At 61.7% G+C, this 23,216-nt stretch carries 17 protein-coding genes and 1 pseudogene; 4 read left to right on the top strand and 14 right to left on the bottom strand.

Annotation, left to right across the window (positions count from 1 at the left end; translation table 11 throughout):
- Positions 1 to 81 precede the first annotated feature (81 nt).
- The gene (gene xylF / locus X739_RS148925; protein WP_023794966.1) at positions 82 to 1,122 is read right to left on the bottom strand and encodes a D-xylose ABC transporter substrate-binding protein; all 1,041 of its coding nucleotides are present in this window, start codon (positions 1,120 to 1,122) and stop codon (positions 82 to 84) included.
- 264 nt (positions 1,123 to 1,386) lie between these two features.
- On the opposite strand from xylF, the gene X739_RS148930 reads away from it, so the two are divergent.
- The gene (locus X739_RS148930) at positions 1,387 to 2,622 is read left to right on the top strand and encodes an ROK family protein (RefSeq protein WP_023794964.1); all 1,236 of its coding nucleotides are present in this window, start codon (positions 1,387 to 1,389) and stop codon (positions 2,620 to 2,622) included.
- A gap of 2 nt (positions 2,623 to 2,624) precedes the next feature.
- Here X739_RS148930 and phoB read toward each other — a convergent pair whose 3' ends face one another.
- The 8 genes from phoB to X739_RS148970 form a co-directional block, all read right to left on the bottom strand.
- Positions 2,625 to 3,314 carry a phosphate regulon transcriptional regulator PhoB gene (phoB, locus tag X739_RS148935; protein WP_010911896.1) on the bottom strand — a complete coding sequence of 230 codons (690 nt, stop codon included), beginning with the start codon at positions 3,312 to 3,314 and terminating at the stop codon, positions 2,625 to 2,627.
- A 19-nt stretch (positions 3,315 to 3,333) separates the two neighbouring features.
- Positions 3,334 to 4,041 (bottom strand): phosphate signaling complex protein PhoU, encoded by a 708-nt coding sequence (phoU, locus tag X739_RS148940; RefSeq protein WP_023774103.1) that lies wholly within the window; start codon positions 4,039 to 4,041, stop codon positions 3,334 to 3,336.
- Positions 4,042 to 4,066: 25 nt separating this feature from the next.
- The gene (gene pstB, locus X739_RS148945; RefSeq protein WP_015315386.1) at positions 4,067 to 4,870 is read right to left on the bottom strand and encodes a phosphate ABC transporter ATP-binding protein PstB; all 804 of its coding nucleotides are present in this window, start codon (positions 4,868 to 4,870) and stop codon (positions 4,067 to 4,069) included.
- Positions 4,867 to 5,718: a phosphate ABC transporter permease PstA gene (gene pstA, locus X739_RS148950; protein WP_023794963.1), complete on the bottom strand. Its 852-nt coding sequence runs from the start codon at positions 5,716 to 5,718 to the stop codon at positions 4,867 to 4,869. The genes pstB and pstA overlap by 4 nt, the downstream gene beginning before the upstream one ends.
- A gap of 3 nt (positions 5,719 to 5,721) precedes the next feature.
- On the bottom strand, positions 5,722 to 6,705 hold the full coding sequence (gene pstC / locus X739_RS148955; protein ID WP_023794962.1) for a phosphate ABC transporter permease subunit PstC: 984 nt from the start codon (positions 6,703 to 6,705) through the stop codon (positions 5,722 to 5,724).
- 66 nt (positions 6,706 to 6,771) lie between these two features.
- Positions 6,772 to 7,827 (bottom strand): phosphate ABC transporter substrate-binding protein PstS, encoded by a 1,056-nt coding sequence (gene pstS / locus X739_RS148960; protein WP_023794961.1) that lies wholly within the window; start codon positions 7,825 to 7,827, stop codon positions 6,772 to 6,774.
- Positions 7,828 to 8,359: 532 nt separating this feature from the next.
- Positions 8,360 to 12,913, bottom strand: coding sequence for a PAS domain-containing protein (locus X739_RS148965; RefSeq protein ID WP_023794960.1), 4,554 nt, complete (start codon positions 12,911 to 12,913; stop codon positions 8,360 to 8,362).
- Positions 12,914 to 13,502: 589 nt separating this feature from the next.
- Positions 13,503 to 13,739 (bottom strand): hypothetical protein, encoded by a 237-nt coding sequence (locus X739_RS148970; RefSeq protein WP_023774098.1) that lies wholly within the window; start codon positions 13,737 to 13,739, stop codon positions 13,503 to 13,505.
- 215 nt (positions 13,740 to 13,954) lie between these two features.
- Here X739_RS148970 and X739_RS1000000168110 point away from each other — a divergent pair, with 215 nt between their 5' ends.
- Positions 13,955 to 14,170 carry a hypothetical protein gene (locus X739_RS1000000168110; RefSeq protein WP_084056335.1) on the top strand — a complete coding sequence of 72 codons (216 nt, stop codon included), beginning with the start codon at positions 13,955 to 13,957 and terminating at the stop codon, positions 14,168 to 14,170.
- Positions 14,171 to 14,266: 96 nt separating this feature from the next.
- Here the strand turns inward: X739_RS1000000168110 and X739_RS148975 are convergent, their stop codons facing one another.
- Positions 14,267 to 14,632, bottom strand: a complete 366-nt coding sequence (locus X739_RS148975) for a hypothetical protein (RefSeq protein ID WP_023774096.1) — start codon at positions 14,630 to 14,632, stop codon at positions 14,267 to 14,269.
- A 785-nt stretch (positions 14,633 to 15,417) separates the two neighbouring features.
- Here X739_RS148975 and X739_RS0134535 point away from each other — a divergent pair.
- Complete coding sequence (locus tag X739_RS0134535; RefSeq protein WP_031252098.1) at positions 15,418 to 16,659, top strand: site-specific integrase; 1,242 nt, start codon at positions 15,418 to 15,420, stop codon at positions 16,657 to 16,659.
- Between the two features lie 270 nt (positions 16,660 to 16,929).
- Entirely contained in the window at positions 16,930 to 19,014 is a 2,085-nt protein-coding gene (locus X739_RS1000000170580; protein WP_245273877.1) for a hypothetical protein, read from the top strand.
- Between the two features lie 159 nt (positions 19,015 to 19,173).
- On the opposite strand, the pseudogene X739_RS1000000170575 reads toward X739_RS1000000170580, so the two are convergent.
- The 4 genes and pseudogenes from X739_RS1000000170575 to X739_RS148990 all read right to left on the bottom strand — a co-directional run.
- A pseudogene (locus tag X739_RS1000000170575) lies at positions 19,174 to 19,428 on the bottom strand (hypothetical protein); the annotation flags it as partial.
- Positions 19,429 to 19,620: 192 nt separating this feature from the next.
- Complete coding sequence (locus X739_RS148980) at positions 19,621 to 20,712, bottom strand: hypothetical protein (RefSeq protein ID WP_023794957.1); 1,092 nt, start codon at positions 20,710 to 20,712, stop codon at positions 19,621 to 19,623.
- Positions 20,713 to 20,721: 9 nt separating this feature from the next.
- On the bottom strand, positions 20,722 to 21,906 hold the full coding sequence (locus X739_RS148985; protein WP_023794956.1) for an ATP-binding protein: 1,185 nt from the start codon (positions 21,904 to 21,906) through the stop codon (positions 20,722 to 20,724).
- A 379-nt stretch (positions 21,907 to 22,285) separates the two neighbouring features.
- Positions 22,286 to 23,215: an endonuclease gene (locus X739_RS148990; protein ID WP_023794955.1), complete on the bottom strand. Its 930-nt coding sequence runs from the start codon at positions 23,213 to 23,215 to the stop codon at positions 22,286 to 22,288.
- Position 23,216: the final 1 nt, after the last annotated feature.

Raw genomic sequence — 23,216 nt, 5'->3', positions numbered from 1 at the left:
AAGTTAGCGAAACACAAATCTCGTTGAGAAAACGCCGCGACTCATGAGCCGCGGCGCTTCCGACTTTTCAGGCGATCAAGCTTAGTTGCAGGCCGCGACGCTGCCGGCGGCGACACCCGTGCAGACTTCGTCCTTCTTGATCCAGCCGGCGTCGATAACGAGGTTGAGATTGTCCTTGGTGATGGCCACCGGGGTCAGGAACAGCGACTTGACGGTGTTGCCGCCAGGCGTCGTGAAGTCCTTCACGCCGGCGATGTCGGTCATCTTCTTGCCGTCGGCGAGTTGCGAGGCGATCTCGGCGGCGTTCTTGCCGAGTTCGCGCGCGTCCTTCCACACCGACACGGTCTGGGTGCCGAGCGCGATGCGGTTGAGCGCGGCGTGGTCGCCGTCCTGGCCAGAGACCGGCACGGTGCCGGCGAGCCCCTGCGCCGTCAGCGCCGCGACCACGCCGCCGGCGGTGCCGTCATTGGCGGCGACCACGGCGTCGACCTTGTTGTCGTTGGCGGTGAGGAACTGTTCCATGTTCTTCTGGGCGTTGGCGGGTAGCCAGCCGTCCGTATAGGCTTCGCCGACATTCTTGATCTTGCCGCTGTCCATGGCTGCCTTCAGCACTTCCATCGAGCCCGAGAACAGGAAGTCGGCATTCGGATCGGCGCCCGAGCCCTTGATGAAGACGTAATTGCCCTCAGGCTTCGCCTTGAACACTTCGCGGGCCTGCATGCGGCCGACTTCCTTGTTGTCGAAGGTTAGGTAGAAGACGTCCTTGTTCTCGATCAGGCGGTCATAGCCGACGACCGGAATGCCCTCGTCGAGCGCTTTCTGTACCGCCGGGCCGATGGCCGACGCGTCCTGCGCCAGGATGATCAGTGAACTGGTGCCCTGCGAAATCAGGCTCTCGACATCGGTCAGCTGCTTGCCGGGATTGGACTGCGCATCGGCGGAAATGTACTTGTCGCCCGCGGCCTCGATGGCCTTCTTCATGGCCGCCTCGTCGGTCTTCCAGCGCTCTTCCTGGAAGTTCGACCACGACACGCCGATCACTTTGTCCTTCCCCTGAGCGACCGACGCGAGCGTCAGCGACATGGCGACACCCGCCAGAATGGCGACTGTGAATCTCTTCATGATATCCTCCCTGCGCCGCGTGTGGCGCGACCAAACTGGCCCCAAGGCCGGCACGAAGGCCCTATTTTTTCGAGCCTCGAAAAAATATTCGTCCATCGCCGGAACCCTGTCAACATCGATTCTGACGGATTTTGAGGTGCCGGAAGCCTTTTTTCGAGCCTCGCAATAAATAAATGACAGCCCCAGCCGCTTCTGCCAGTATTCGACCTGTTGCCGGAGGGTGTTCGAGGGGGCGTCAAGAACCGCGGCGACGGGAGGGAAATCATGTCGGTCGGAATCCGCCACGACGATCTGCGCCGGCGCAATCGAGCAATGGTGATTGGAGCCGTGCGCCGGGGTGGCCAGCCCTCGCGCACCGAGATCGCCGCCACCACCGCCCTCAGCCACTCGACTATATCGGCGATATCAGCCGACCTGATCGGCGAAGGTATCCTGAGCGAAGGCAAGCCGAACGAGGCCGGCTCACTGAAACGCGGCCGGCCGCAGGTTGGCCTTGGCCTCAACCCCGAGGCCGCGGCGGTCATGACCGTGGTGCTGTCGCTGAATTTCCTCTCCGTCGCCGTCATCGACTACGCCGGCCAGGTGATATCGGAGGAGCAGCGCCGGCTGGACACGCTGACAATGTCGCGCGAGGCGCTGACCGGCGAATGCGTGGCCATCGTCCGGCGCCGCCTCGAGGATCCCGACCTCGACGTCGCCAACATCGCCCGCATCGCGCTGGCAATCCAGGGCATCACCGACACCGAGGCGCGCGCCATGCTGTGGTCGCCGATCACGCCCCAGACGGACATTGCCTTCGCCGATATACTCGAAGCCGAATTCGGCATCCCCGCCACCATGGAGAACGACTGCAACATGATGGCGGTGGCGCTGCGCTGGCGCGACCCCGAGCGCTACCGCGACGACTTCATCGCCATCCTGCTCTCGCACGGCATCGGCATGGGCCTGGTGCTGAAGGGCGAGCTGTTCACAGGCACCCATTCCTCGGGCGGCGAGTTCGGCCACATGATCCATCGCCCGGGCGGCGCGCTCTGCCGCTGCGGGCGGCGCGGCTGCGTCGAGGCCTATGCCGGCAACTATGCCATCTGGCGCAATGCAGGACAGATGGGTGAGGACGCCAAACCGGTCGACGTCAGCGACGCCGACATGCGTGCATTGGCGGCCACGGCGCGCGAAAGAGACGGACCGGAACGCGAGGCCTATCGCAAAGCCGGGGAGGCGCTGGGCTATGGGCTTGGCAGCCTGTTCGCGCTGATCGATCCGGCGCCCGTTGCGATGGTCGGCGTCAGCGCCGCCGCCTTCGATCTGATCGAGCCGGCCTTGCGCGAGGCCATCGCCCAGACCGCCGGCGGCCAGCATTCGACGTCGATTTCCTTCGATACAGAGCCGAACGAATTGCCGCTGATCCGCGAGGGCTGCGCCATGCGCGCGCTCACCTTCGTCGACCAGGAGATCTTCGCGCCGGGCGTGCAGGTGAGATCCGGCAACAACGTGGCCTGATCTCAATCCTCGCGGATCGCGTAGCCTGCGCCACGGATGGTGCGTATCACATCGGGCATGCGGCCATTGTTTACCGCCTTGCGCAGGCGGCCGACATGCACATCCACGGTGCGCTCGTCGATGTAGATCGTCTCGCCCCAGACATTGTCGAGCAACTGGCTGCGCGAGAATACGCGGCCGGGATGGCGCATCATGAACTCGAGCAGGCGGAACTCGGTCGGTCCGAGCCGGATCTCGCTCTTCTTGCGATAGACCCGGTGCGATTCGCGGTCGAGCACGATGTCGCCGACCTTGAGCACGCTGGACAACACTTCCGGCTTGGCGCGGCGCAGCAGTGCCTTGACCCGGGCCATGAATTCCGGCGTCGAGAACGGCTTGACCAGATAGTCGTCGGCGCCGGTCGAGAGGCCGCGCACGCGGTCGCTCTCCTCGCCGCGCGCCGTCAGCATGATGATCGGCAACCGCTCCGTCTCGGGCCGCATACGCAGGCGCCGACAGAGTTCGATGCCGGAAACCGCCGGCACCATCCAGTCGAGCACCAGGAGGTCGGGCACGTTTTCCTGGAGGCGGATCTCGGCTTCGTCGCCGCGTGTCACCACCTCGACCTGGTAACCCTCGGACTCCAGATTGTAGCGGAGGAGCACGCCCAGCGGCTCCTCGTCCTCCACCACCATGATGCGTGGCGCGATCATCGATTGACCATCCCTGCCGTCAAGCCGCCGGCACCGACATCGCCGTCTCGTCCTGCTTCGGACGGTTGGCGGGCAGTTGCGTGCCGGTCAGCACATAATATGCATTCTCGGCAATGTTGGTCACATGATCGCCGATGCGTTCGAGATTCTTGGCGCAGAACAAAAGATGCGTGCAAGCCGTGATGTTGCGGGGATCCTCCATCATGTAGGTCAGGAGTTCGCGGAAGACCGAAGTGTATTTGACATCGATGCGTTCGTCGTCATTCCTGAGCTTGGCGAGGGCGGCGGCATCGCCGGCCGCATATTCCTCGACCACGCCCTGCACCTGGATCAGCACCAGCTGCGCCATGGAGTCTATGGAATGCGACAGGTCGCGCGGCGTGGCGGTGAGGCCGACGGAGCCGACGCGCTTGGCGATGTTCTTGGCAAGGTCGCCGATGCGTTCGAGATCGCCCGCCATGCGGATCGAGCCGACCACATGACGCAGATCGTCGGCCATCGGCTGGCGCTTGGCGATCAGGGTGATGGCGCGATCATCGAGTTCGCGCTGGCGCGCGTCCATGATGGCGTCGTCGGAGACGACGCGCTGTGCCAGCGCGTTGTCGGAATTCAGCAGCGCCTTGGTGGCGCCGCCGACCATAATGCCGGCGAGATCGCCCATGTCGCTGATCAGCCTGCTGATCTGTCCGAGATCCTCGTCGAAGGCTGCGACTGTGTGTTCGGCCATGATCCTGGTCCTCGTATGCGTGAGATCAGCCGAAGCGGCCGGTGATATAGTCCTGCGTGCGCTTCTCGCGAGGCGACGTGAAGATCTTCTCGGTCTTGTCGAATTCGACCAGCTCGCCCAGATACATGAAAGCCGTCTGCTTCGAGACGCGCGCGGCCTGCTGCATGTTGTGGGTGACGATGACGATTGTGTAGTCGGCTTGCAACTCGTCGATCAATTCCTCGATCTTCGCGGTCGACAATGGGTCGAGCGCCGACGCCGGCTCATCGAGCAGGATGACCTCCGGCTTCACCGCCACCGTGCGGGCGATGCAAAGCCGCTGCTGCTGGCCGCCGGACAGGCTGAGGCCGCTGGCATTGAGCTTGTCCTTGACCTCGTTCCAGAGCGCGGCGCGTTTCAACGCCTGCTCGACACGGCCGTCCATCTCGGCCTTGCCGATCTTCTCATAGAGCCGGACGCCGAAGGCGATGTTCTCATAGATCGACATCGGGAACGGCGTCGGCTTCTGGAACACCATGCCGATCTTGGTGCGCAACAGGTTGAGGTCCTGCGAGCGGTCGAGAACGTTCTGGCCGTCGAGCAGCACCTGACCCTCGGCGGTCTGCTTGGGGTAGAGCTCGTAGATGCGGTTGAAGACGCGCAGCAGCGTCGACTTTCCGCAACCCGACGGTCCGATGAAGGCAGTCACGCTGCGCTCGGGCAGCGACAAGGTGATGTCCTTCAGCGCCTTCGACTGGCCGTAGTAGAAATTGAGGTTCTTGACCTCGATCTTCGCCTTGGCGGCTGCCTCGGCGGCAATCGTCATGTCTGGAGACAACATCTGGCTCATCTGTCCTCTCTGCGTCCGGTCAGGCTGCGCGCGAAGATGCTGAGCGCGAGAACCGTCAATGTGATTATGAGTGCGCCGGTCCAGGCCAGTTGCTGCCATTCTTCGTAGGGGCTGAGAGCGAACTGGAAAATGGTGACCGGCAGGCTGGCCATCGGCGCGTTGAGGTTGCTCGACCAGAACTGGTTGTTCAGCGCCGTGAAAAGAAGTGGCGCGGTCTCGCCGGAGATGCGGGCGATCGACAGCAATATGCCGGTGACGATGCCGGACAGTGCCGCGCGGTAAGCGACCGACTTGATGACCACCCAGCGCGGCGCGCCGATCGCGGTGCCGGCTTCGCGCAAGGCGTTCGGCACCAGGTTGAGCATGTCCTCGGTGGTGCGCACGACCACGGGGATGACCAGGATGGCCAGCGCGACGGCGCCGGCGATGGCCGAGAAATGCCCCATCGGCCGCACCATCAATTCGTAGACGAAAAGGCCGATGATGATCGACGGCGCTGACAGCAGGATGTCGTTGATGAACCGCACCACGGTGGTGAGCTTGGAGAAACGGCCATATTCGGCCATGTAGGTGCCGGCGAGGACACCGATCGGCGTGCCGACGATGACGGCGATGACGGTCATCACCACGCTGCCATAGATGGCGTTGAGCAGGCCGCCCGCATCGCCGGGGGGCGGCGTCATCCGCGTGAAGACGTCAAGGGACAGCCCGGCGGCGCCTTTGTAGACCAGCGCGCCGAGGATCAGTGCCAGCCAGGCAAGCCCGATGCCCGCGGCGACGACGCACAGCGTCATCATCACCGAGTTTCTGGTCTTGCGGCGGCTGTGAAGCGACGAGGCTGTCGACATCGGTCAGGCTCCGGTGCGGGCGTCGATGCGCATCAGCATGTAGCGTGCGATGGCAAGGATGAGGAAGGTGATGACGAACAGGATCAGGCCGAGCGCCACCAGCGAGGACGTGTAGAGATCGCCGACGGCTTCGGTGAATTCATTGGCGATGGTCGCGGAGATTGTCGTTGCCGGCGCGAACAGCGAGGTAGAGATGCGATGCGCGTTTCCGATGACGAAGGTTACCGCCATGGTTTCGCCAAGCGCGCGGCCGAGGCCGAGCATGACGCCGCCCATGATGCCGATGCGGGTGTAGGGGATGACGACGCGGCGCGTCACTTCCCAGGTCGTGCAGCCAATGCCGTAGGCGGACTCCTTCAGCACCGGCGGCACCGTGTCGAACACGTCCTTGGTGATCGAGGTGATGAAGGGCAGCACCATGATGGCGAGGATCAGCGACGAGGTCAGCAGGCCGATGCCGTAGGGCGGGCCGGCAAACAGACTGCTAAGGCCGGGAATGCCATGGAACACGCTGATGATGAATGGTTGCACTGTCGTCTGCAGGAACGGTGCCAACACGAACAGGCCCCAGATGCCGTAGATGATCGAAGGGATGCCGGCGAGCAGTTCCACCGCCATGCCGATCGGGCGCCGGAGCGGACGCGGGCAAAGCTCGGTGAGAAAAATGGCGATGCCGATGCCGAGCGGCACGGCGATCAGGATGGCGATGGCCGAGGTTACGATGGTGCCATAAATGGGCGCCAGGGCGCCGAATTTCTCGGTGACGGGGTTCCAGCTCTCGGTGGTCAGAAAGGAGAAGCCGAAGGTCGACAGGGCCTGCCAGGAACCGGCGAACAATGAGATGGCGACGCCGCCGAGCAGCACCAACACGAGAATGGCGGCGGCGCGGGTCAGCCCATGGAAGATCGAATCGGTCAACGCGAACCGTCTGACGGTGGCGTCACGTGAACCTCGAACGGCTGGCAAGGCTTCCTGGGCAGCGCTCATGTCAAGCTCGGCTCTTTGTGTTGATTGAAAAGGAGCGCCGCGGGGCGGCGCTCCTCCAGAGAGATGTTACTCGCCGGCGTAGACGGGCTTGCCGTCGGCCTGGATGTCGGCCTTCCACGAAGCCTTGATCAGGTCGACGACGCTGTCGGGGATCGACACGTAGTCGAGCGCCTTGGCGGTTTCCTTGCCGTCCTTGTAGGCCCAGGCGAAGAACTTGAGCGCTTCGCCGGTGGCCGCGGCATCGTCCGGGGCCTTGTGGATCAGCACCCAGGTCGAGGCAGCGATCGGCCAGCTGGCGTCGCCGGGCTCGTTGGTGATGATGACGTTGAAGTTCTTGGCGCCCTTGAAGTCGGCGTTCGAAGCAGCCGCGCCGAAGGATTCGAGCGACGGCTCGACGACCTTGCCGGCGGCGTTCAGCATCTTGGAGTAGGAGAGATTGTTCTGCTTGGCATAGGCATATTCGACGTAGCCGATGCCGCCGTCGGTCTGCTTGACGGTGTTGGCAACGCCTTCGCTGCCCTTGGCGCCGACGCCGGTCGGCCATTCGACGGCCGTGTCCGAACCAACCTTGTCCTTCCAGTCGGGTGACAGTTTCACCAGGTAGTTGGTGAAGTTGAACGTCGTGCCCGAGCCGTCCGAACGATGCACGACGGCGATAGCGGTCGACGGCAGGGTGAGCGAGGGGTTCAGCGCCTTGATCGCGGCGTCATCCCAGGTGGTGATGGCGCCGAGATAGATTTGGGCAATCGTCTTCCCGTCGAGGACGAGTTCGCCCGGCTTGATGCCCGTGAGGTTGACGATCGGCACGATACCGCCCATCACCATCGGGAACTGCACGAGGCCGTTCTTTTGCAGATCAGCGTCGGACATCGGCTTGTCGGTGGCGCCGAAGGTCACGGTCTTGGCGATGACCTGCCTGATACCGCCGCCCGAGCCGATCGACTGATAGTTGAGGCCGATGCCGGTATCCTTCTTGTAGGTGTCGGCCCATTTGGCGAACACCGGATAGATGAAGGTCGAGCCGGCGCCGGAAAGGTCAGCTGCCATTGCTGCGGAAAGGGTGAGGGTGGACGCCGCAGCCATTGCAATCGCAACGGCCGCCGAGCGGATGAAATGTCTCATGTGGCCTGCTCCTGTTCGGAAGATGGTCTCTCGGCGCCACTTCTAGCCGGCGCCCGCTGAGGCCAATAGCCTTCGATTATAACAGTCGCATGACAGTTTCATGTCAGCCCGGTAACGCGTTGCCGGCAACGCGAAAGACGCTGATCTCGGGCGCTCGCGGCGCGGTCCGAGTTTACCGCCGGAATCAGGGGCTTGAGCCGACCGACGGCTGGAATCACCCCGTACTCGACCAGGCTTTTCCCAAATGAAGAAAATCCGGACGGGAGCGCGTTGCTCGCAGCCAGAGCGTGTCATGGCCGGGCCATCGCCAAAAACAGGTCCGTTGGGGTAGAGTGACACTGTTTCTTGCAGGCGGTCGCTGCTCCCGCCCGTAACTGAGAAGAGCGGAATTCGATTTCGCTATTGTTCCGGCTGGACACGGCCTTTGATATGGCGCGATCGCACCATAGCCATTGCACGCAGCGGTAGCAGCGAATCTCCCGCTGATTCCTTGATTGCCTCGCCTGATCCTGCAATCGAGGCGACGCGGGCTCTATCCCGCGTTGCGGTGGACCTGACGGCCGGCGCCGACCCAGCGCTCGACCTTCTCGAGCAGGGCCCTGGGGCTGATCGGCTTGGGCAGATAGTCGTCCATGCCCGCCTCCAGGCAGCGCTCGCGGTCGCCTTTCAGCGCATGCGCTGTGACGCCGACGATCGGCACATGCGTGCCGGTCTCCTGCTCCAGCCGGCGGATCGCGGCCGTCGCTTCGAGACCGCTCATCTCCGGCATCGAGACATCCATCAGGATCATGCACGGATTGAGCGTGCCGAAGGCGTCGAGCGCCTTGCGGCCATTGCCGACGATCTCGAAACCATAGCCGGTCTCGCCGAGGATTTGCGTGAACACCATCTGGTTCACCTCATTGTCCTCGGCCACCAGTATATCCAGCCTGTGCCCGCCGGCCGTCGCAGGCAGCCTGGGGCGAACCTGTGGCGGCTGCAATTGCGCGCGCTGCTCCGATGGCGCCAGGGGCGGCGGCCAGGAAGCCTCGGGCGCCTCGTCCGCGAGCGTTTGAACGGCGTGGCCGCTGGTGGTGTGGCGATGGCGCTGGATGGTCGCGACCAGCGTTTCCAGGAGCACCGAGGAACGCGCCGGCTTGATCAGCTGGGCATCGATGCCGAGATCGCGGTAGCTGGTGTTGGCAAGCGATTGGTCGACCGATGTCAGCATGATGATCGGCGTGTCGGCGAGGCCTTCGGTGTTGCGCACGATGCGCGCCATTTCGGCGCCGCTCATCTCGGGCATCTGGTAATCGAGCACGACGCAATCGACAGGCACGCCATAGGCGGCGGCCGCGATCAGCACCTTGAGACCTTCGGCGCCGCTTTCGGCCGCGCAGGAATCGAACGTCCACGAGATCATCTGCTCGGTCAGGATGGCGCGGTTGACGGCGTTGTCGTCGACGATCAGCACGCGTGCGCCCGTCACGTCCACCGGCGTGATGCGCTGCCCGCTCTGCTGCCCGGCCCCCGGCAACGTTACGGTGAACCAGAAGGTCGACCCCTTGCCTTCGGCGCTCTCGACGCCAATGTCGCCGCCCATCAGGTCGACCAGCCGCGAGGTGATGGCAAGGCCAAGGCCGGTGCCCTCGTGGCGCCTTGTCGAGGACGTATCGACCTGGCTGAATTTCTCGAACACCAGTTTCAGTTTTTCCTCGGGGATGCCTATGCCGGTGTCGGTGACCGAGATCGTCAGCCTGGTTCCCGTCGGAACCCGTTCGCCGGTCACGTCGACCAGCACGTGGCCTTCATCGGTGAACTTCACCGCATTGCCGAGCAGGTTGGTGACGATTTGCCGGATGCGGCCGACATCGCCGATGAATAGGCTTTCGAGCCGTGGTTCGATGCGCACGATGAGCTCGAGATCCTTTTCCTTGGCCCGTGTCGAAACCAGCGTCGCCACGTCCTCGATCGCCTCGGCCAGATTGAAAGGCGCCGGGTCGAGCACCAGCTGGCCGGCATCGATCTTGGAGAAATCCAGGATGTCGTTGATGATGGTCAAGAGCGCGTTGCCCGATTTGACGATGATGTCGGTGAATGTCTTCTGCTTCGGATCGAGATTGGATTTGGCCAGGAGTTCAGCCATGCCCAGTACGCCGTTCATCGGCGTGCGGATCTCGTGGCTCATATTGGCGAGGAACTCCGACTTGGCGCGGTCGGCGAGCACGGCGCGCTGGCGCGCCTCGCTGAGCTCCGCCTCGCGCTGCTTGAGTTCCGTGATATCGGTGGTCGAACCGATCAGGTAGAGCGAACCGTCGGAGGCGATCATTGCGCCCTTGCGCGCGAACTGATGCCTGACGCTGCCGTCTGAAAGGCGCACCGTCTCCTCGATCTCCTGGGTCTCGCCCGTACGCAGTACAGCGAGATCGCTGGCCACGAAGGCCTCGCCATCCGGCCCGAAGATCTCGACGTCGGTCTTGCCGATCGCCTCCTGCTTGCTGAAGCCGGTGAGATCGCACCAGCCCTTGTTGACATAGAATTGCCTGAGATCGGAGCGCTTGGCGTAGATCGACACCGGCACGTTGTCGATCAGGCTGCGGAACACCTCGTTCTCGCGCATGCTCTCTTCCAGAGCTTGCTCGCGCGCCTTGACGTCGGTGATGTCGGTGCTGGATCCGACCAGATGCACCGATCCGTCCGTGGCCACCAGGCGGCTCTTGCGCGTCATCAACTGCCGCACCGTTCCGTCACGATGAGTGACGGGCTCCTCGACCTCGCGCACATTCCCGTTCGTCACGACATCGGTGTCGTCCTGGCTGAAGCCTTCCGCTTCCTCGCCGCTGAACAGCTGACGGTCGGTCCGGCCGATGACATCGTCCTTGGCGAGACCGGTCAGCGCGCACCAGGCCTTGTTGACGAATTCGATGCTCAGGTCCTGCGCCTTGATGAAGGCGGCCACCGGCAACTCGTCCATGACATGACGGAAGAGATCGATCTGGCGCATCGAGTCATGAAGCGCCGCCTCGCGGCTCTTGAGGTCGGTGATGTCGACGCGCACGCCGATGAACGTGCCGTCGCCTGTGCGCATATCGTAGACCTGGTACCAGCGGCCATCCGCGTTGAGGCGCTCATAGGAGGAATTCGGCAGACGGTAACGCGCCAGGATGCCGTCAAGCCAGCGTTCGGAATCGGCTTCGTACAGGCTGTCGATCTCAGGATCGCCACTCGAACGGAAATAACCCACCGAATGGCCGAACTCCAGCGCTTCGCGGAAGGTGCGGCCGGGCTGCCAGAAGGGCTTCAGCGCCGGCAACGTATCCTGCAGTCTGTGGTTGGCGAAGACGAACTTGTCGTCGCGGTCGTAGATGATGACGCCCGCCGGCAGCGATTCCAGCACGCTGGCGAGATGCTTGCGCGCGTCTTCGGCTTCGGTCTCGCGCCGCTTCATGTCGGAGATGTCGAAGAGAAAGCCGGCGACATAGTCGCGGCCGCTTGCCATGCGGACGCGATTCTTCCTGACGATACGCGAACGGGTGCCGCCGCCGGCCTCGAAGCTTTCTTCCACTTCGTATTGCTGTCCCCCGGCCAGCACCTCGCGTTCGCTGCTTTCGAACAGCGCGACCTCGTCCGGCCCGAGGAAATCGCTTCCCGGCCTGCCAAGCATGGCTTGCGGCGCCTGCTTGAACAGCGCCGCGAAGGCCCTGTTGACGAACACGAAGCGCAGATTGTCGTCCTTGACGAAGATCGGATCCTTGACCCCGTTGATTACTGCTTCCGCCAGCCGCGCCTTTTCCAGCGCTTCGGCAAGTTCGGCCTCGCGATCCTTCATGTCGGTGACATCGACATAGGAAATGAACCGCTTGCCGCCGGCCAGCGGCGCCATCGACGAGATCAGCGTCCTGCCGTCATTGCGCGGGAACTGCCTCGCTCCAGCTGTGCCGGCCCTGATTTCAGCCTCGCGTTCGGCGACATGCCGCTGCCATGTCGCGTCGTCCGAACCATACGGGTCGATGTCGCGGCTGGCTTCCATCAGATCGCGGAAGCTGCAGCCGGTCTCGGCGCGCCGGGCGTCTATCTGCCAGAAATCGTAAAAGGCGCGGTTGATGACCTCGGCGCGCATGCCGGCATCGAGGACGAGAACACCGATCGGCATCTGATCGACCATGGTGCGGAGATTGGCGAAAGTCTCGGCTATCTTTGCGTTGGCGTTCTCGATCTCGGCGTCGCGCCGCTTGATCTCGGTGACCTCGTAGTAGGTCAGCAGGCGTTTGCCTCCCGACAGAGCCGTGACGGAGAACATCATGGTGCGCCCGTCGGTGTGGACAAACTCCCGAGGCGCGACGGTACCGTTCTTGATCTCTTCGATACGCGTGGCGAGGTAGCGCTGCCATTGCTCTTCGTCGATGTCGCCATAGATGCCGTTGCGGCGATTGAGTTCCATCAGCAGGCTGAACGGAGCGCCTACCGTCACGGCCCCATCCGGAATCCTGGAGAGATCGCGATAGGCCTTATTGACGATGAGCGTATCGAGCCTGGCGTCTAGAAGCACGACGCCCATATGCATGGCATCCATCGTCCGCTCGAGATCGGCGAGATGCTGGACGGTGTCGCCGCCAGCCGCCGGCTGCATGGACTCGAAGGCGCTGGCCACCAGCGCGGTGACGTTGCGGCCAAGGCCGCGATAGCCGACGAATTTTCCTTCGCTGTCGAAACGCGGGACGCCTGACGTCAGCACCCAGCGGCAGTCGGGGCGGCCTCCCTTCAGTTCGTAGACGAAGTCGCGGAACGGCCGGTGCGCCTGCAAATCCTCCAGATGCGCCGCCGCACCGCGGTTGCCCTGCAGGACCTGGTTGAGAAAGTCGAAGCGGAACCGGCCTAGCACGATTGCCGGATCGATACCGGTTGCCGCCTGATAATCTTGGGAAAGCCAGGAAAAGCGCAGTTCCGCGTCGGTTTCCCAAATCCAGTCCGAGCCCGCTTCGACGAGTTGGCGCAGCGCGTCGACGCAATCCATGTCGACGCCGGATGACCCATCGCCGCCATGCGCGGCTGCCTTGCCGGGCTTGCGCTTGCCCCGCGCGCCGATTGCTTCGTCCGTTTCCGCCATGCTGTCCCCACCCCGAAAATCAAGGCCGAACCCTCCCTCCGCGGTTCGTCGGCGGAATGTGCCGCAGAAGCATTAACGATCCGCTAACCTTAACGGCGCAACCGGCCTGTTCCTGCTGCGTTATTCCGTCCGGTTGTGGCGCGGAGCAAGGCCGCGCTATAAGCATGCGCAGGGGTGTTGCTAATGTACGGACGGATAGGGCCTTTCTTGCTGGGCGTGGCGCTGCTTTTCGGCGGCGGCTGCTCTCGCAGCTATGACGGCACGGTGGTTATCCCGCGGCCGCTCGACGCCAGGCGGATCTGGGACCGGCCGCCGCCCAATGTCGATTACCAGCCGCCGGTCGACAACGGCGCCTTCCCGGGTCCACCCCAGCCTCCCGGGCGGTTTTACGAGCGCAGGGTGGTTAAGCCTGCGCCCCACAGACGGTCTCAGGCCAGGGTGTCACCGCCCTCTCCTCCGTCATCGGGCCCCGAAAAACAATTGGCATGCAGGAACGTAAGCGCTCCCGGTCAAAGAGTTCGCATGGTTTGCGATTAATGCATAAAACAAAGGCCTGAGTCCGCTTCGACGCGACGTGCTTTAGAACGGTCTATAGCGATGCCGCGCCCTTCCTCGGTTCCTTGGCGCCGAGCTTGTCGAGCGCAAGCCGAACCTGGCGCAGATCGTCCTGCCAGCCGTCATCGTCGCCCATCGGGCTCTCCGACGCCGCCCGTTGCAGCCCGCGCGCCTCGGATTCGATCTTGCGCAATTCGGCGATCTTCTGGTCGGTAGTCAGTGAGGCGTCTTCGACGATCTCCAGTACCCGCATTTCCCTGAACGTGGCCATGGCGTTCTCCCTGCCTGATATCGACCACAACGCCGGGAGGCGGACCCCGTTCCGAAGACGAACGTTCCCGCGAAAACACTCGTGGGTCATTCAGCCGGGAAAAAGGCGGGGCCGACCACACGCACCGTCGAGCCTGCGATCAATCAGGCATTACGGTGTCTGGTGCTGAAACCTTTGCCCGTGCTGCTGCGTTGAAGCGCAAAGGAGAACGCGGGATGTCGATGCATTTCACCGTATCGGAGCTAACAAGAAATCTTTTTCACTCTCTCGGGCTGGATCACGGGCGTGCCCCACGGCCGCTCAGTCCCGAGGAAAGCCTGTTGCTGGAGTGCTATCTGGCCGGGCAAATCCCGGAATCCGCCTGGAGCGACTACGTCTTCGAGACTCCGGATTTGGCACGGCATGCCGAAGCACGGCGCCTGAGCCATTGATCCGCGGCGCGGGAAAGACGCCCGACAAGGTTCTCCGGTCCGACGAACCACCCGTGCCGATGCCCACTCCATGGCAGGCGTTTTTTGGGCATACCGCTAGTGCTTGGGCGAAACGAATTGCTGCGTAAACACGTTGCCGGCAATTCCTTGCGATAGCTGCGGCGATAGACTCAGCGGCGTGCAATTCTTCACCGCCGCTATTGCCGCATCGATGAACGCCTTACGCGCTTTGTCGTCGCCAGCCACCTTGGCGGCGGTTGGTCGCGGCGGCCCTATCAGAGTACCGTCGCGCTTGAAACTGAAACTCAGGGTTACAGTCGAATCTCCGGCACCGGCAGGCGGTGTCCAGCAGGACTGGATCGCGGTCCCGACATCGTCCATGGTGTTGAGCGTTGCGGCCCATGCGCATGCGATACCCACCGATATCACACCCGCGATCGCCAGTTTTGCAACATGTTTCATCGCAAGCCCTCATCGTCACGAACAGTCCGGCAACCCGCGCCGGACTGCTGGGATCGATGGTAGAGCCGACACGGGCAATGACAATATCCCTGCCAAAAAGTTGTTCGAAGAGAGCCGACTCCGGAGCCGCCCTGGCGCCTGGCCGATGCGAGCGATGTAGCCCGAAAACAAAAAGGCCGGCACAGAGCCGACCTTTCCTTTCCGCCTCGACAGCTGCGCCAGTACATCCGTGGTCGCAGGCCCAAAGCGAATTGTCCCCAGTAGACAGGCTATTGGTAAACCAAACCTTAACCTGGCTGCCGTCCCCACCGCAAGGCCAGGAATAGATTGCCGTGAAGCCCACGATTGTCGCGATAGAACGGCCTATGCGACGGCCCTGAACTCGGTTTCTGGTATCGTTCCAAGCCCGGCACACTGCGCGCATATCATGGTCTTTCCCGGGCAACCGCTTTGATGTGTCCAGTGCGGGCAGCAATACCCTTTTGAAGCACGCCATCTCGAGCAATCGAAAACCTTTCCACCGCCGGTATGCGGAGCCCATGCGGAAAGGGTCCGAAACTGCAGGATTGTCTGGAGGTCAACGACAGGACCGTTGCTTGGTACGCCCAAGGGGAATCGAACCCCTGTTCCCGCCGTGAGAGGGCGACATCTGACACATGTTGAGACAACCTGAGAGTTTATTAGATACTTGATTTGCAATGCGTTTCTGGCATATAGTCTCATACCGCCTCTGGCCGTTTCGGGCACTGGCTTGCAACGAAATTGGCAACGAAATCGGAATTCGCATGGCGCGGCGCCGCAGCATACTATCTAGCCGGACGAGCCGGGCGGCCCTGCCCTACTCGGATGCTCCCGAATGGGAAATCATCAATCCCGGTCTGCGCTTAGGCTATCGACGAGGCCGTGGAAGCTATGGCCGCGGCGGCTCATGGCTGGCGGCGTCACGCTCGAGCGACGGTGCACGCGTCCAGATCAAGCTGGGGAGGGCTGACGATCTCATTACGGCCGACGGAACAAGCATCCTGTCGCACGAGCAGGCGAAAGACGCGGCTCGCGCATGGCTGAAGTCGCTGAAGGCGGGCAACGATGCTCCCGCCGCTCTATCGGTCAACGACGCTCTCGACCGGTATTTCGAAGCCCGCGCTGCAGAAGGGATGAAGTCGATCAGCGATGCTAAGACACGGGCCGCATTCCACATTAGGTCAAAGCTGGGATCTGCGAAGGTCGCCGATCTGACGATCGAAAAAGTTCGGGCTTGGCGCGACGGCATGGTGACAGCCCAAAAACGGCTGCGCACGGGCAAGTTCGCCGAGAAGGCCAACATCGTCGCGGTCGATCTAACGGACCCTGAAGTGATCCGCCGTCGTCGCGACACCGCCAACAGGACGTTGACGACATTGAAGGCCGCGCTGAATTGGGCGTTCAACAATCGGCTCGTCACCGATGACACCGCCTGGCGTCTGGTGCAGCCGTACCGCGGGACGACGGCCGCTCGGGTTCGGTTCCTCTCGCCGGCCGAACAGAAGGCGCTGATCGCGGCCAGCAACGGCGCCATTCGCGATCTTGTATCGGCCGCTTTGGTCACGGGGGCTCGCTTCGGCGAGCTCGCACGGCTTCGCGTGTCGGATTATGACGCTGCTAACAAGTCGGTTTTCGTGGCAGAGAGCAAGAGCGGCAAGCCGCGTCACATCCCGCTTCCTACTGGCGGCGCCGAGCTTTTTGAGAGAATGGCGCGCGACCGGCCCGGTAACGAAGCGCTCCTCCGGCAGGAAAATGGCGCGGCGTGGGCGCCGTCCACCTACAACAGGCCGTGGAAAGCGTTGCTCACTCAGGCGAAGCTGTCAGATGTGACGCTGCACGAGATCCGGCACACCTACGCCAGTACGATGGTCCGCAACGGCGCGCCACTGATCGTTGTTGCCGAAGCGCTGGGGCACAGTGACACTAGGATGGCCGAAAAGCATTATGCTCACCTTGCACCGTCGTACGTCGCCGACACGATCAGGCGGCTTGCACCGGACATCTGATTGCCTTCCAAAAGACAGAGGTCACGAGTTCGAATCCTGTCGGGTGTGGCAGTAAAAAGCTTTTGTCAAAAACCGAACCTGATCGAAAATCTCTTTTAGGCGCTGCAATGCGCTTGACTTTGGCTCGTTGGAATAGAGGTTCCGCCAGTTTCGATCAGCCACCCGGGATCATCCCAAAAACAGTCACATTATGCAGTCGTCTTGTAGCGGTTTCTGATTGCGAATGCAGACATGGTCGAGCTATCGGAGGGCTTGGGCTGAGGTGGATCGGTGGAAAACGGATTGGAAGTCGGAATAGCAAAGTGCCGGCGCGGCGACATTGGCGACATCGTTGAAGACAGGGTCGAATTTGTCCTGCTTGCCGAGGCGGGCATTCTCGAAGCGCAAGCCGTTTTGCTGTGCGAGAGCATACGGTGTTTCGCCGGCGCCTATTCGCGATGCCCGATAACGGTCGTGTCGCCAAGAAGCAGCCGTCGCCCATCCTTATCTACACGCCACCAACTTAAGCGACTGGACGTAGAATATCTACCGATCGAGATAGAAAGCTGCTGTCCGCAGTATGGCCCGTCCTATCGTGTTCATGCGCTCGCCCACGTCGAACGTCGGCCTGGGCCGCCAATAATTATCCAGCTCGATAGCGATACAGTATTCATCGCTGAGCCGGATTTTTCATTGGGCACAAAATCGGCCGCCGCACGCCCGGTAGATGTTAAAGGGATGTGCACGACGGGTCCTGGTGACCCATTCGATAGTTACTGGAGGAAGGCATGCGCACTTGTCGGCGTCGACTATGACCATCTCCCCATCGTGCAAACAACTGTCCATGGTCAGGCAGTGCGAGCGAGCTATAATGCTGGGCTTTTTGTAGCAAAACGGTCACACGGGCTATTTCAGCGTGCTGAAGACATTTTCGAACGATTAGTGGCTGAGGATTTGAAGCCATGGCCCGAGGGCCCAATTATCAACACAGGGACCGGGGTCCTGGACGGAGAGGCCACCGCGTTTTGGGGCACAAGCCAAGCCGCTCTTTCACTGGCTGCAGTCGCCGCAAACCACCCCGTGCGGACGTTGCCAGCCACGCACAACTTTCCTCTCAACATGTTGGCCGCTCTAGCGGCGCCTGACACAGCGCGGCTGGTCCACCTCCACTATCACGGCCTGTTCAGCGCCGGGTCGGGGGGTGCAAATCCGGTGTTGGACGGAACGCTGGAGCTTCCGGCAGGAATTTCGGAATGGCTTTCGGCACGGCTGCCGCTGCCGGAACGCCCGCAACAGACGGTCCCGACACGCGACCTCCGAAGGTCTCCCCGGAGAAAGGCAATCCTCATCCTTGGCATGCACCGCAGCGGCACCTCAGCGCTCGGCGGCGTGATTAACGCACTGGGAGCGGCCAGTCCGAAGAAACTGCTGCCCGCTGACTCCTACAACCCCACGGGTTATTGGGAGAGCTCCCGGCTGCTTCTCGCCAATGACGACTTACTCGCATCGGCAAACTCCTCTTGGCATGACTGGCGAGCGCTCGACCCGCAATGGATGCAATCGCGAGCCGCGGAGCGGCATCGACATAAGATCAGAGCAGTCCTGGACAATGAATTCGGCGACGAGCAGCTGTTTTTTGTCAAGGATCCGCGGATTTGCCGATTTGCTCTGTTTATATCGTCGATCCTGGCCGAGATGGAGGTCGATACGGTCGCATTTCTGCCGATCCGCAATCCTCTTGAGGTAGCGCTGTCTTTGAAGCGGCGAGACGGCTTTCCGGTGGCGAAGTCACTTCTGCTTTGGCTGAGGCATGTGCTTGAAGCGGAGCACCAGTCACGAGACATGCCACGTTGTTTGTGGCGTCACGAAGATTTCCGCACTGACTGGCGGCGGCTTTTTAGCGATGCGACAGACGAAATCGGGATCATCTGGCCGGCTCCTGCCAGCCAGTCGGATATTGAGATTGAGAAGTTCCTGACAGAGGAGCTGCATCACGAAAGAGTCTCGATCGAAGATCTGCGAAACCATCCGGACGTCACACCTCTGATCCGGACCGCGTATGAGATTTTGCATTCCATGGCGGTCGACGGCGAAAGCCGTGAACTGCGCGCTCAGCTGGATCTGGTGCGAACGAAATTCAACGACAGCTGTGATCTTCTGGCGATAGCGATGGAGGAGGCGGAACACCTCCATAGGGAGCTTCGAGCGCGGATTTTGGAGCGCGAGGCGGTCGTGCGCGAGCGTGACGCGGTGGTCCGCAATCGGGACGCTTTCCTCGCAGAACGCAACGCGCTTCTGGCGTCGCGTAGCTGGCGCTGGACCGCACCGTTGCGATGGGTACACGGTTGTGCCGCAAAACGCATCGGTAGACCGTAACACTGATCTCAAACTCCCGTTTAACAAAGCGCTTCGCACGAGATCCCGTCGCCGTCCCGATCGAGCTTCCGGCCCCACGAGCAGTTGGGGCCTCCTCGCACGACCCGATCTGCGTGCAGTACCGCTGCGGCTCGCATGAAAAGCTGCCGCCTCCCGCAACTAGCTTGCGGTTGACGATCCCGAGGGGCGGGCTCGACGTCGCGGCGCCGTCGGAGTGCGCCGCGCGCCAATCCCAAGGCGGCTGGAACGTTCCGCTTCCGCCTTTGCCTGCTGCGCAGCGTAGGCGCCGTGGCTGTAGCGGGGCCAGTCCAGCGCTTGCCCTTGCTCCACCATCCACGAAGCCACGCTGGCGCCGTCGGCGCGCCGGCAGTCGCCGACGAAGCGATGATAGCGATCCCAAGTCACAAAGATGCATGACAACCCCGCCAGACAATGGATCGCGGCGTGCGCGGGTCCGATTTCGACGGCAGCTTTGCGCCTCCAACCGGTCGTTGGGGAAAGGCCCGAGAGCCCCTGAAAGGAGACATTCGGAACGTTTGAATAGGTGGCACTTCACGCGATGAGGCTTGCTTGGCGGGCCGCCGATCAGCCAATTGTGCCTCTGCCTCAACTACGGCGCTCTTCGGACCACTTAATGATGGCTGCAAGCCGATCAACAACATCCGGGCCTTCAAGTTTTCGGGGTGGTATCTGGTCGGGGAAGACCAAAAGCGGTGTGATCCCGTCGAGCGTCAGGGCGGAAAGACCGGCGGACTGTAGTTCGGTGAAGAACGCATAGGCCGGGCTGTCCGGCGTGGCTCCGTGCATCTTCACGCAAAGACCAGCCAGAATATCGCAGAACTGAACCGAGGCGTTGTCCAGGGAACCCACGGCGGATGTTGACACCACACGCAGCGGAAAGCGCGCATCGGTGCCGTCGCCCATGATATGGGATGCCTCCGCGACCTCCGGGTTGGTGATGTTCTCCCACATGCGCCGGTTGCGCAGAAACACCGAGGACGCATCGTGAACGACCGCGAAGTCGTGATCGCTCCGCTGGCGCCACCGAGAGACCAGTGCGATCATGGTACCGGTGTGAAGCTCATTGCTGGACCGGAAATTATCCATGTCGTTGAAGTGATCGAAGGCCTCGGCACCGCCGGCCATCTGCTCAAGTAAGACGCGCGTCTTCTCACCCGCGCTGTTTGCCATCAGTCGCAGCCGCTTCTGCAATAGTTGCAGCGATTGCTGGTTTGGGTCGCGGCTGAATTCCATGTAGATCGCCAGAAGGCGGTCCAGCAGCTCTGGCGGCTCGAACTGTGTGAAGCCAAAATACATGTAATTGCTGTATTTCCAGCAAAAACCGTCGGCATAAAAGTCGTACCCGGCGTGGGTGATGATTGGCTCGATCAGGAAGTCGGCCATCTTGGTCAGCACAGCCATCCGTTTATGGATAATGTAGACGATGGTGCGGTCACCAAGGCCCGCAATATGCCCCGCGAACCGCACAAGGCCCTGCCGGGCATTGGTGCGCCAGATATTGGAAAGCTTGTATTCAGCGCCGCGATAGCCGGGAAAGCTATCGGCCAGGATCGCGCTCGCGGCTTCAGGGGCGATATCCGTGCTGGCGATAGCGAACACGGGCTGGACCGGGTCCAGCAGGTTGTAACCGGTGAAACCCGCCTCGTCGAAGTACAGGGTTTGCGGCTCGGCCTCCATTGGGACCTCCTATTCGAGGTTGTGGCGTTGCAGCAGAGTGGAGAAGTGCTCGCGCAGGATCGAAACCTGTTCGCGCACGCGGCGCATTGAAGCGCCGCCATCCATGTAGAGGCGCATGGTTTGCAGCAGGTGCATCTGACGAGCGACGGCACGGAGCTGCCCGGCAAAATCGGCATCGATAAAATCGAGGTTGTAGTAGCTGATCCTGAGCAGGCTTTCGCCGATGCTGCTGACTTCGGCCTGCAGGTCTTCGATGCGACCAGATTCGATCATGTCATCCGCCCGCCGCTCGAGGTCGACGAATTGACGCAGGTTCCGGGTCAGCAGCGTGATGATTTCCGTGTGGGACGCATCGGACAGCGGCACGCTGTCAACATGGTCGTGCATTACGCGCGCCGCGAGGTTGGCAGCGTCGCTGACATGCTCGGTCAAGGTGCGCCAGGACTCGCGACCCAGCACAAGGCGATGATTGGCGGCCCTGTCTAGATGGTCGGCCAGTTTAAGAATATCGGCCTCCACACCAGCGCGACGGGCTGGCTCGTCCGCGGCCAGTGCTCGCAACCGCTGCGCTGTGAACGCGAACTGTCTACGGCTCATGTCGAGCCATGGATTGACGTTCCTTTCATCAAATTCGTCGGCATGGATCAGTACTTCGATCAGTAGTGTCGCCAGATCCGAGAGGAAGGCTGACTGCCCGTCATTTGCTGCTTGCGGTCTCGATTGCAGCCAGGCTTCGATCCTCTCGATGACCTCATGTGGCTCGGCCGGTCGCGACTGGGTCAGGTGGCGAATGTAGGGCTTCTGGGAGCTGTAATAGATCGGCTGGGCGCCCCGCGGCACCTCGATAGCCATGACGACATTGCCGTCCTCAATGCCAAAACGCAGGATGGGCGTGATCGCTGGCCGGACATTGTTGGTGCAGATGCCTTCCAGACGCTTTGAAAGCGTGTCGCGTTCCGCGGAAGTGCTGGCGTCCGGCAGACCAAGAAGCGAGCCATCATCGGCCACGCCGATAAGGATGGTGCCCGCGTTCGATGAGGCAAAGGCGGCGATTTCCTTGGCGAGCTCGTGGCCGTTCTGGGGATATGACCGCATGAACTCAAGGCGCTGACTCTCGCCTTCGTCGCGTAGCAGGGGCAGTTGTGCGCTTAGCGCCGGATCCGCCCAGTCGGGGAGCTGGTCACCATTGTCCATTCATCCTCCCCGCAACCCGCTCATGGCTCGTCCATGCCTTTGATCGGTCCACACTTGAGGGTTATATTGATTTTTCGGTTTGTGGACTTATTGACAGTGACGCCAAAAACTCTATCGCAAGAAAAATTCTACAGCAAGCATGACCAGATTCGCCTTTCTGTAAAACATTCTTTTCTTGAAGTTGCGTCCTCACAGACCTGACGCTCCACTCCCAACAGACAGCTACGCGCCTCATCTCTGCCAAAGAGCCAATTTTGCGGCGGCCTGAAAGCAGACATTTCTGACCTCTACGACATAGCGCAAGGCTCCGAGGGCTCGTCCCACTGAAGGCCGAACAGTCGTTGCACGATGTGAATGCAGCCGGGGCCATCATTCTACGTCAAAGAAATCGCGCCTTGAATTGTTCAAGCCAAGCACCAGCCATTGACGAATAAGCTTCACGATCGTCTGCCGCAGCCTTTAGTTCGGCCAGCGTCCTGTCTCGCAGCAACCTCAGCTTCGACGTGACGCCTTCAGCCGGAGTCCCTGCAATGGCGGCGACAACTTGAGGCGCCTCCAAATCCTCAATCGAGGCTGCGAGTTCAAGTACGAAATCGCCAAGGAACTCAAGCCGTCTCAAAAGGCGGGTCCGATCTTGAACCAACTTCAGTCGATTAAGGCCGTAAATCTGAATCGATGTTGCTCCGCGCACTTTCTGGCCGGGATCACCTTTTGGTACGATTAGCCCTGCAGGGTGCGCCGGATCGAAGCTGTACATGAGGCTGGCCTTGGGATCGTCGCGGCAGGGGTCGATCAACAGAGCGCGCTCGCCAGTAAAGTCGGTTGCCTGGTAGACAGCGCGCACACCAGTCACTGCCAGCGGAAAACTGTCTTTCTTTCCGGCTTGGCCAGCAACCGGTTTGGCATTTGCGGCGGACGCAGCGAGACTTTCCGACACGACAAATAGCTTCTGTCCCCTTCGTCTATTGCAATCGATACAGCTTGGAAGAAGGTTCTCCCAGTCCATTGCTATCCACCAATAGCCCCCATGCGCTTCGTCTTCGGCAACGGCGCCTTTGGGTCGGTAATGCTCGACATCGACAGGCGCGGATGCAGCGTATGAAGTTTCGCAATACGCACATTTGCCGTGGAACAGCACCTCGAGCGCCGCCTGGATATCGGCTCTCTTGTAGACGCGATATTTGAAAGCCTTCTTTTTGGGATCGGGATTATTCCGATGCGCTCTGGCGGCCTCCAATTCCTCCTCTCCCGCAGCACCTGGCAGCAGCGATTTCGGGGTGTCGACCGCTGATCTGTTGACACGCCGCACG

Origin of the sequence: Mesorhizobium sp. LNHC209A00 (assembly GCF_000502915.1) — a bacterium.
Classification (GTDB): Bacteria; Pseudomonadota; Alphaproteobacteria; order Rhizobiales; family Rhizobiaceae; genus Mesorhizobium.
This window is presented reverse-complemented; position numbering and strand designations above follow the sequence as displayed.

What these genes read in the sequence shown, in the direction of transcription:
- xylF (WP_023794966.1), bottom strand. Translation starts at nt 1,122, where the DNA reads ATGAAGAGATTCACAGTCGCCATTCTGGCGGGTGTCGCCATGTCGCTG.
- X739_RS148930 (WP_023794964.1), top strand. Translation starts at nt 1,387, where the DNA reads ATGTCGGTCGGAATCCGCCACGACGATCTGCGCCGGCGCAATCGAGCA.
- phoB (WP_010911896.1), bottom strand. Translation starts at nt 3,314, where the DNA reads ATGATCGCGCCACGCATCATGGTGGTGGAGGACGAGGAGCCGCTGGGC.
- phoU (WP_023774103.1), bottom strand. Translation starts at nt 4,041, where the DNA reads ATGGCCGAACACACAGTCGCAGCCTTCGACGAGGATCTCGGACAGATC.
- pstB (WP_015315386.1), bottom strand. Translation starts at nt 4,870, where the DNA reads ATGAGCCAGATGTTGTCTCCAGACATGACGATTGCCGCCGAGGCAGCC.
- pstA (WP_023794963.1), bottom strand. Translation starts at nt 5,718, where the DNA reads ATGTCGACAGCCTCGTCGCTTCACAGCCGCCGCAAGACCAGAAACTCG.
- pstC (WP_023794962.1), bottom strand. Translation starts at nt 6,705, where the DNA reads ATGAGCGCTGCCCAGGAAGCCTTGCCAGCCGTTCGAGGTTCACGTGAC.
- pstS (WP_023794961.1), bottom strand. Translation starts at nt 7,827, where the DNA reads ATGAGACATTTCATCCGCTCGGCGGCCGTTGCGATTGCAATGGCTGCG.
- X739_RS148965 (WP_023794960.1), bottom strand. Translation starts at nt 12,913, where the DNA reads ATGGCGGAAACGGACGAAGCAATCGGCGCGCGGGGCAAGCGCAAGCCC.
- X739_RS148970 (WP_023774098.1), bottom strand. Translation starts at nt 13,739, where the DNA reads ATGGCCACGTTCAGGGAAATGCGGGTACTGGAGATCGTCGAAGACGCC.
- X739_RS1000000168110 (WP_084056335.1), top strand. Translation starts at nt 13,955, where the DNA reads ATGTCGATGCATTTCACCGTATCGGAGCTAACAAGAAATCTTTTTCAC.
- X739_RS148975 (WP_023774096.1), bottom strand. Translation starts at nt 14,632, where the DNA reads ATGAAACATGTTGCAAAACTGGCGATCGCGGGTGTGATATCGGTGGGT.
- X739_RS0134535 (WP_031252098.1), top strand. Translation starts at nt 15,418, where the DNA reads ATGGCGCGGCGCCGCAGCATACTATCTAGCCGGACGAGCCGGGCGGCC.
- X739_RS148980 (WP_023794957.1), bottom strand. Translation starts at nt 20,712, where the DNA reads ATGGAGGCCGAGCCGCAAACCCTGTACTTCGACGAGGCGGGTTTCACC.
- X739_RS148985 (WP_023794956.1), bottom strand. Translation starts at nt 21,906, where the DNA reads ATGGACAATGGTGACCAGCTCCCCGACTGGGCGGATCCGGCGCTAAGC.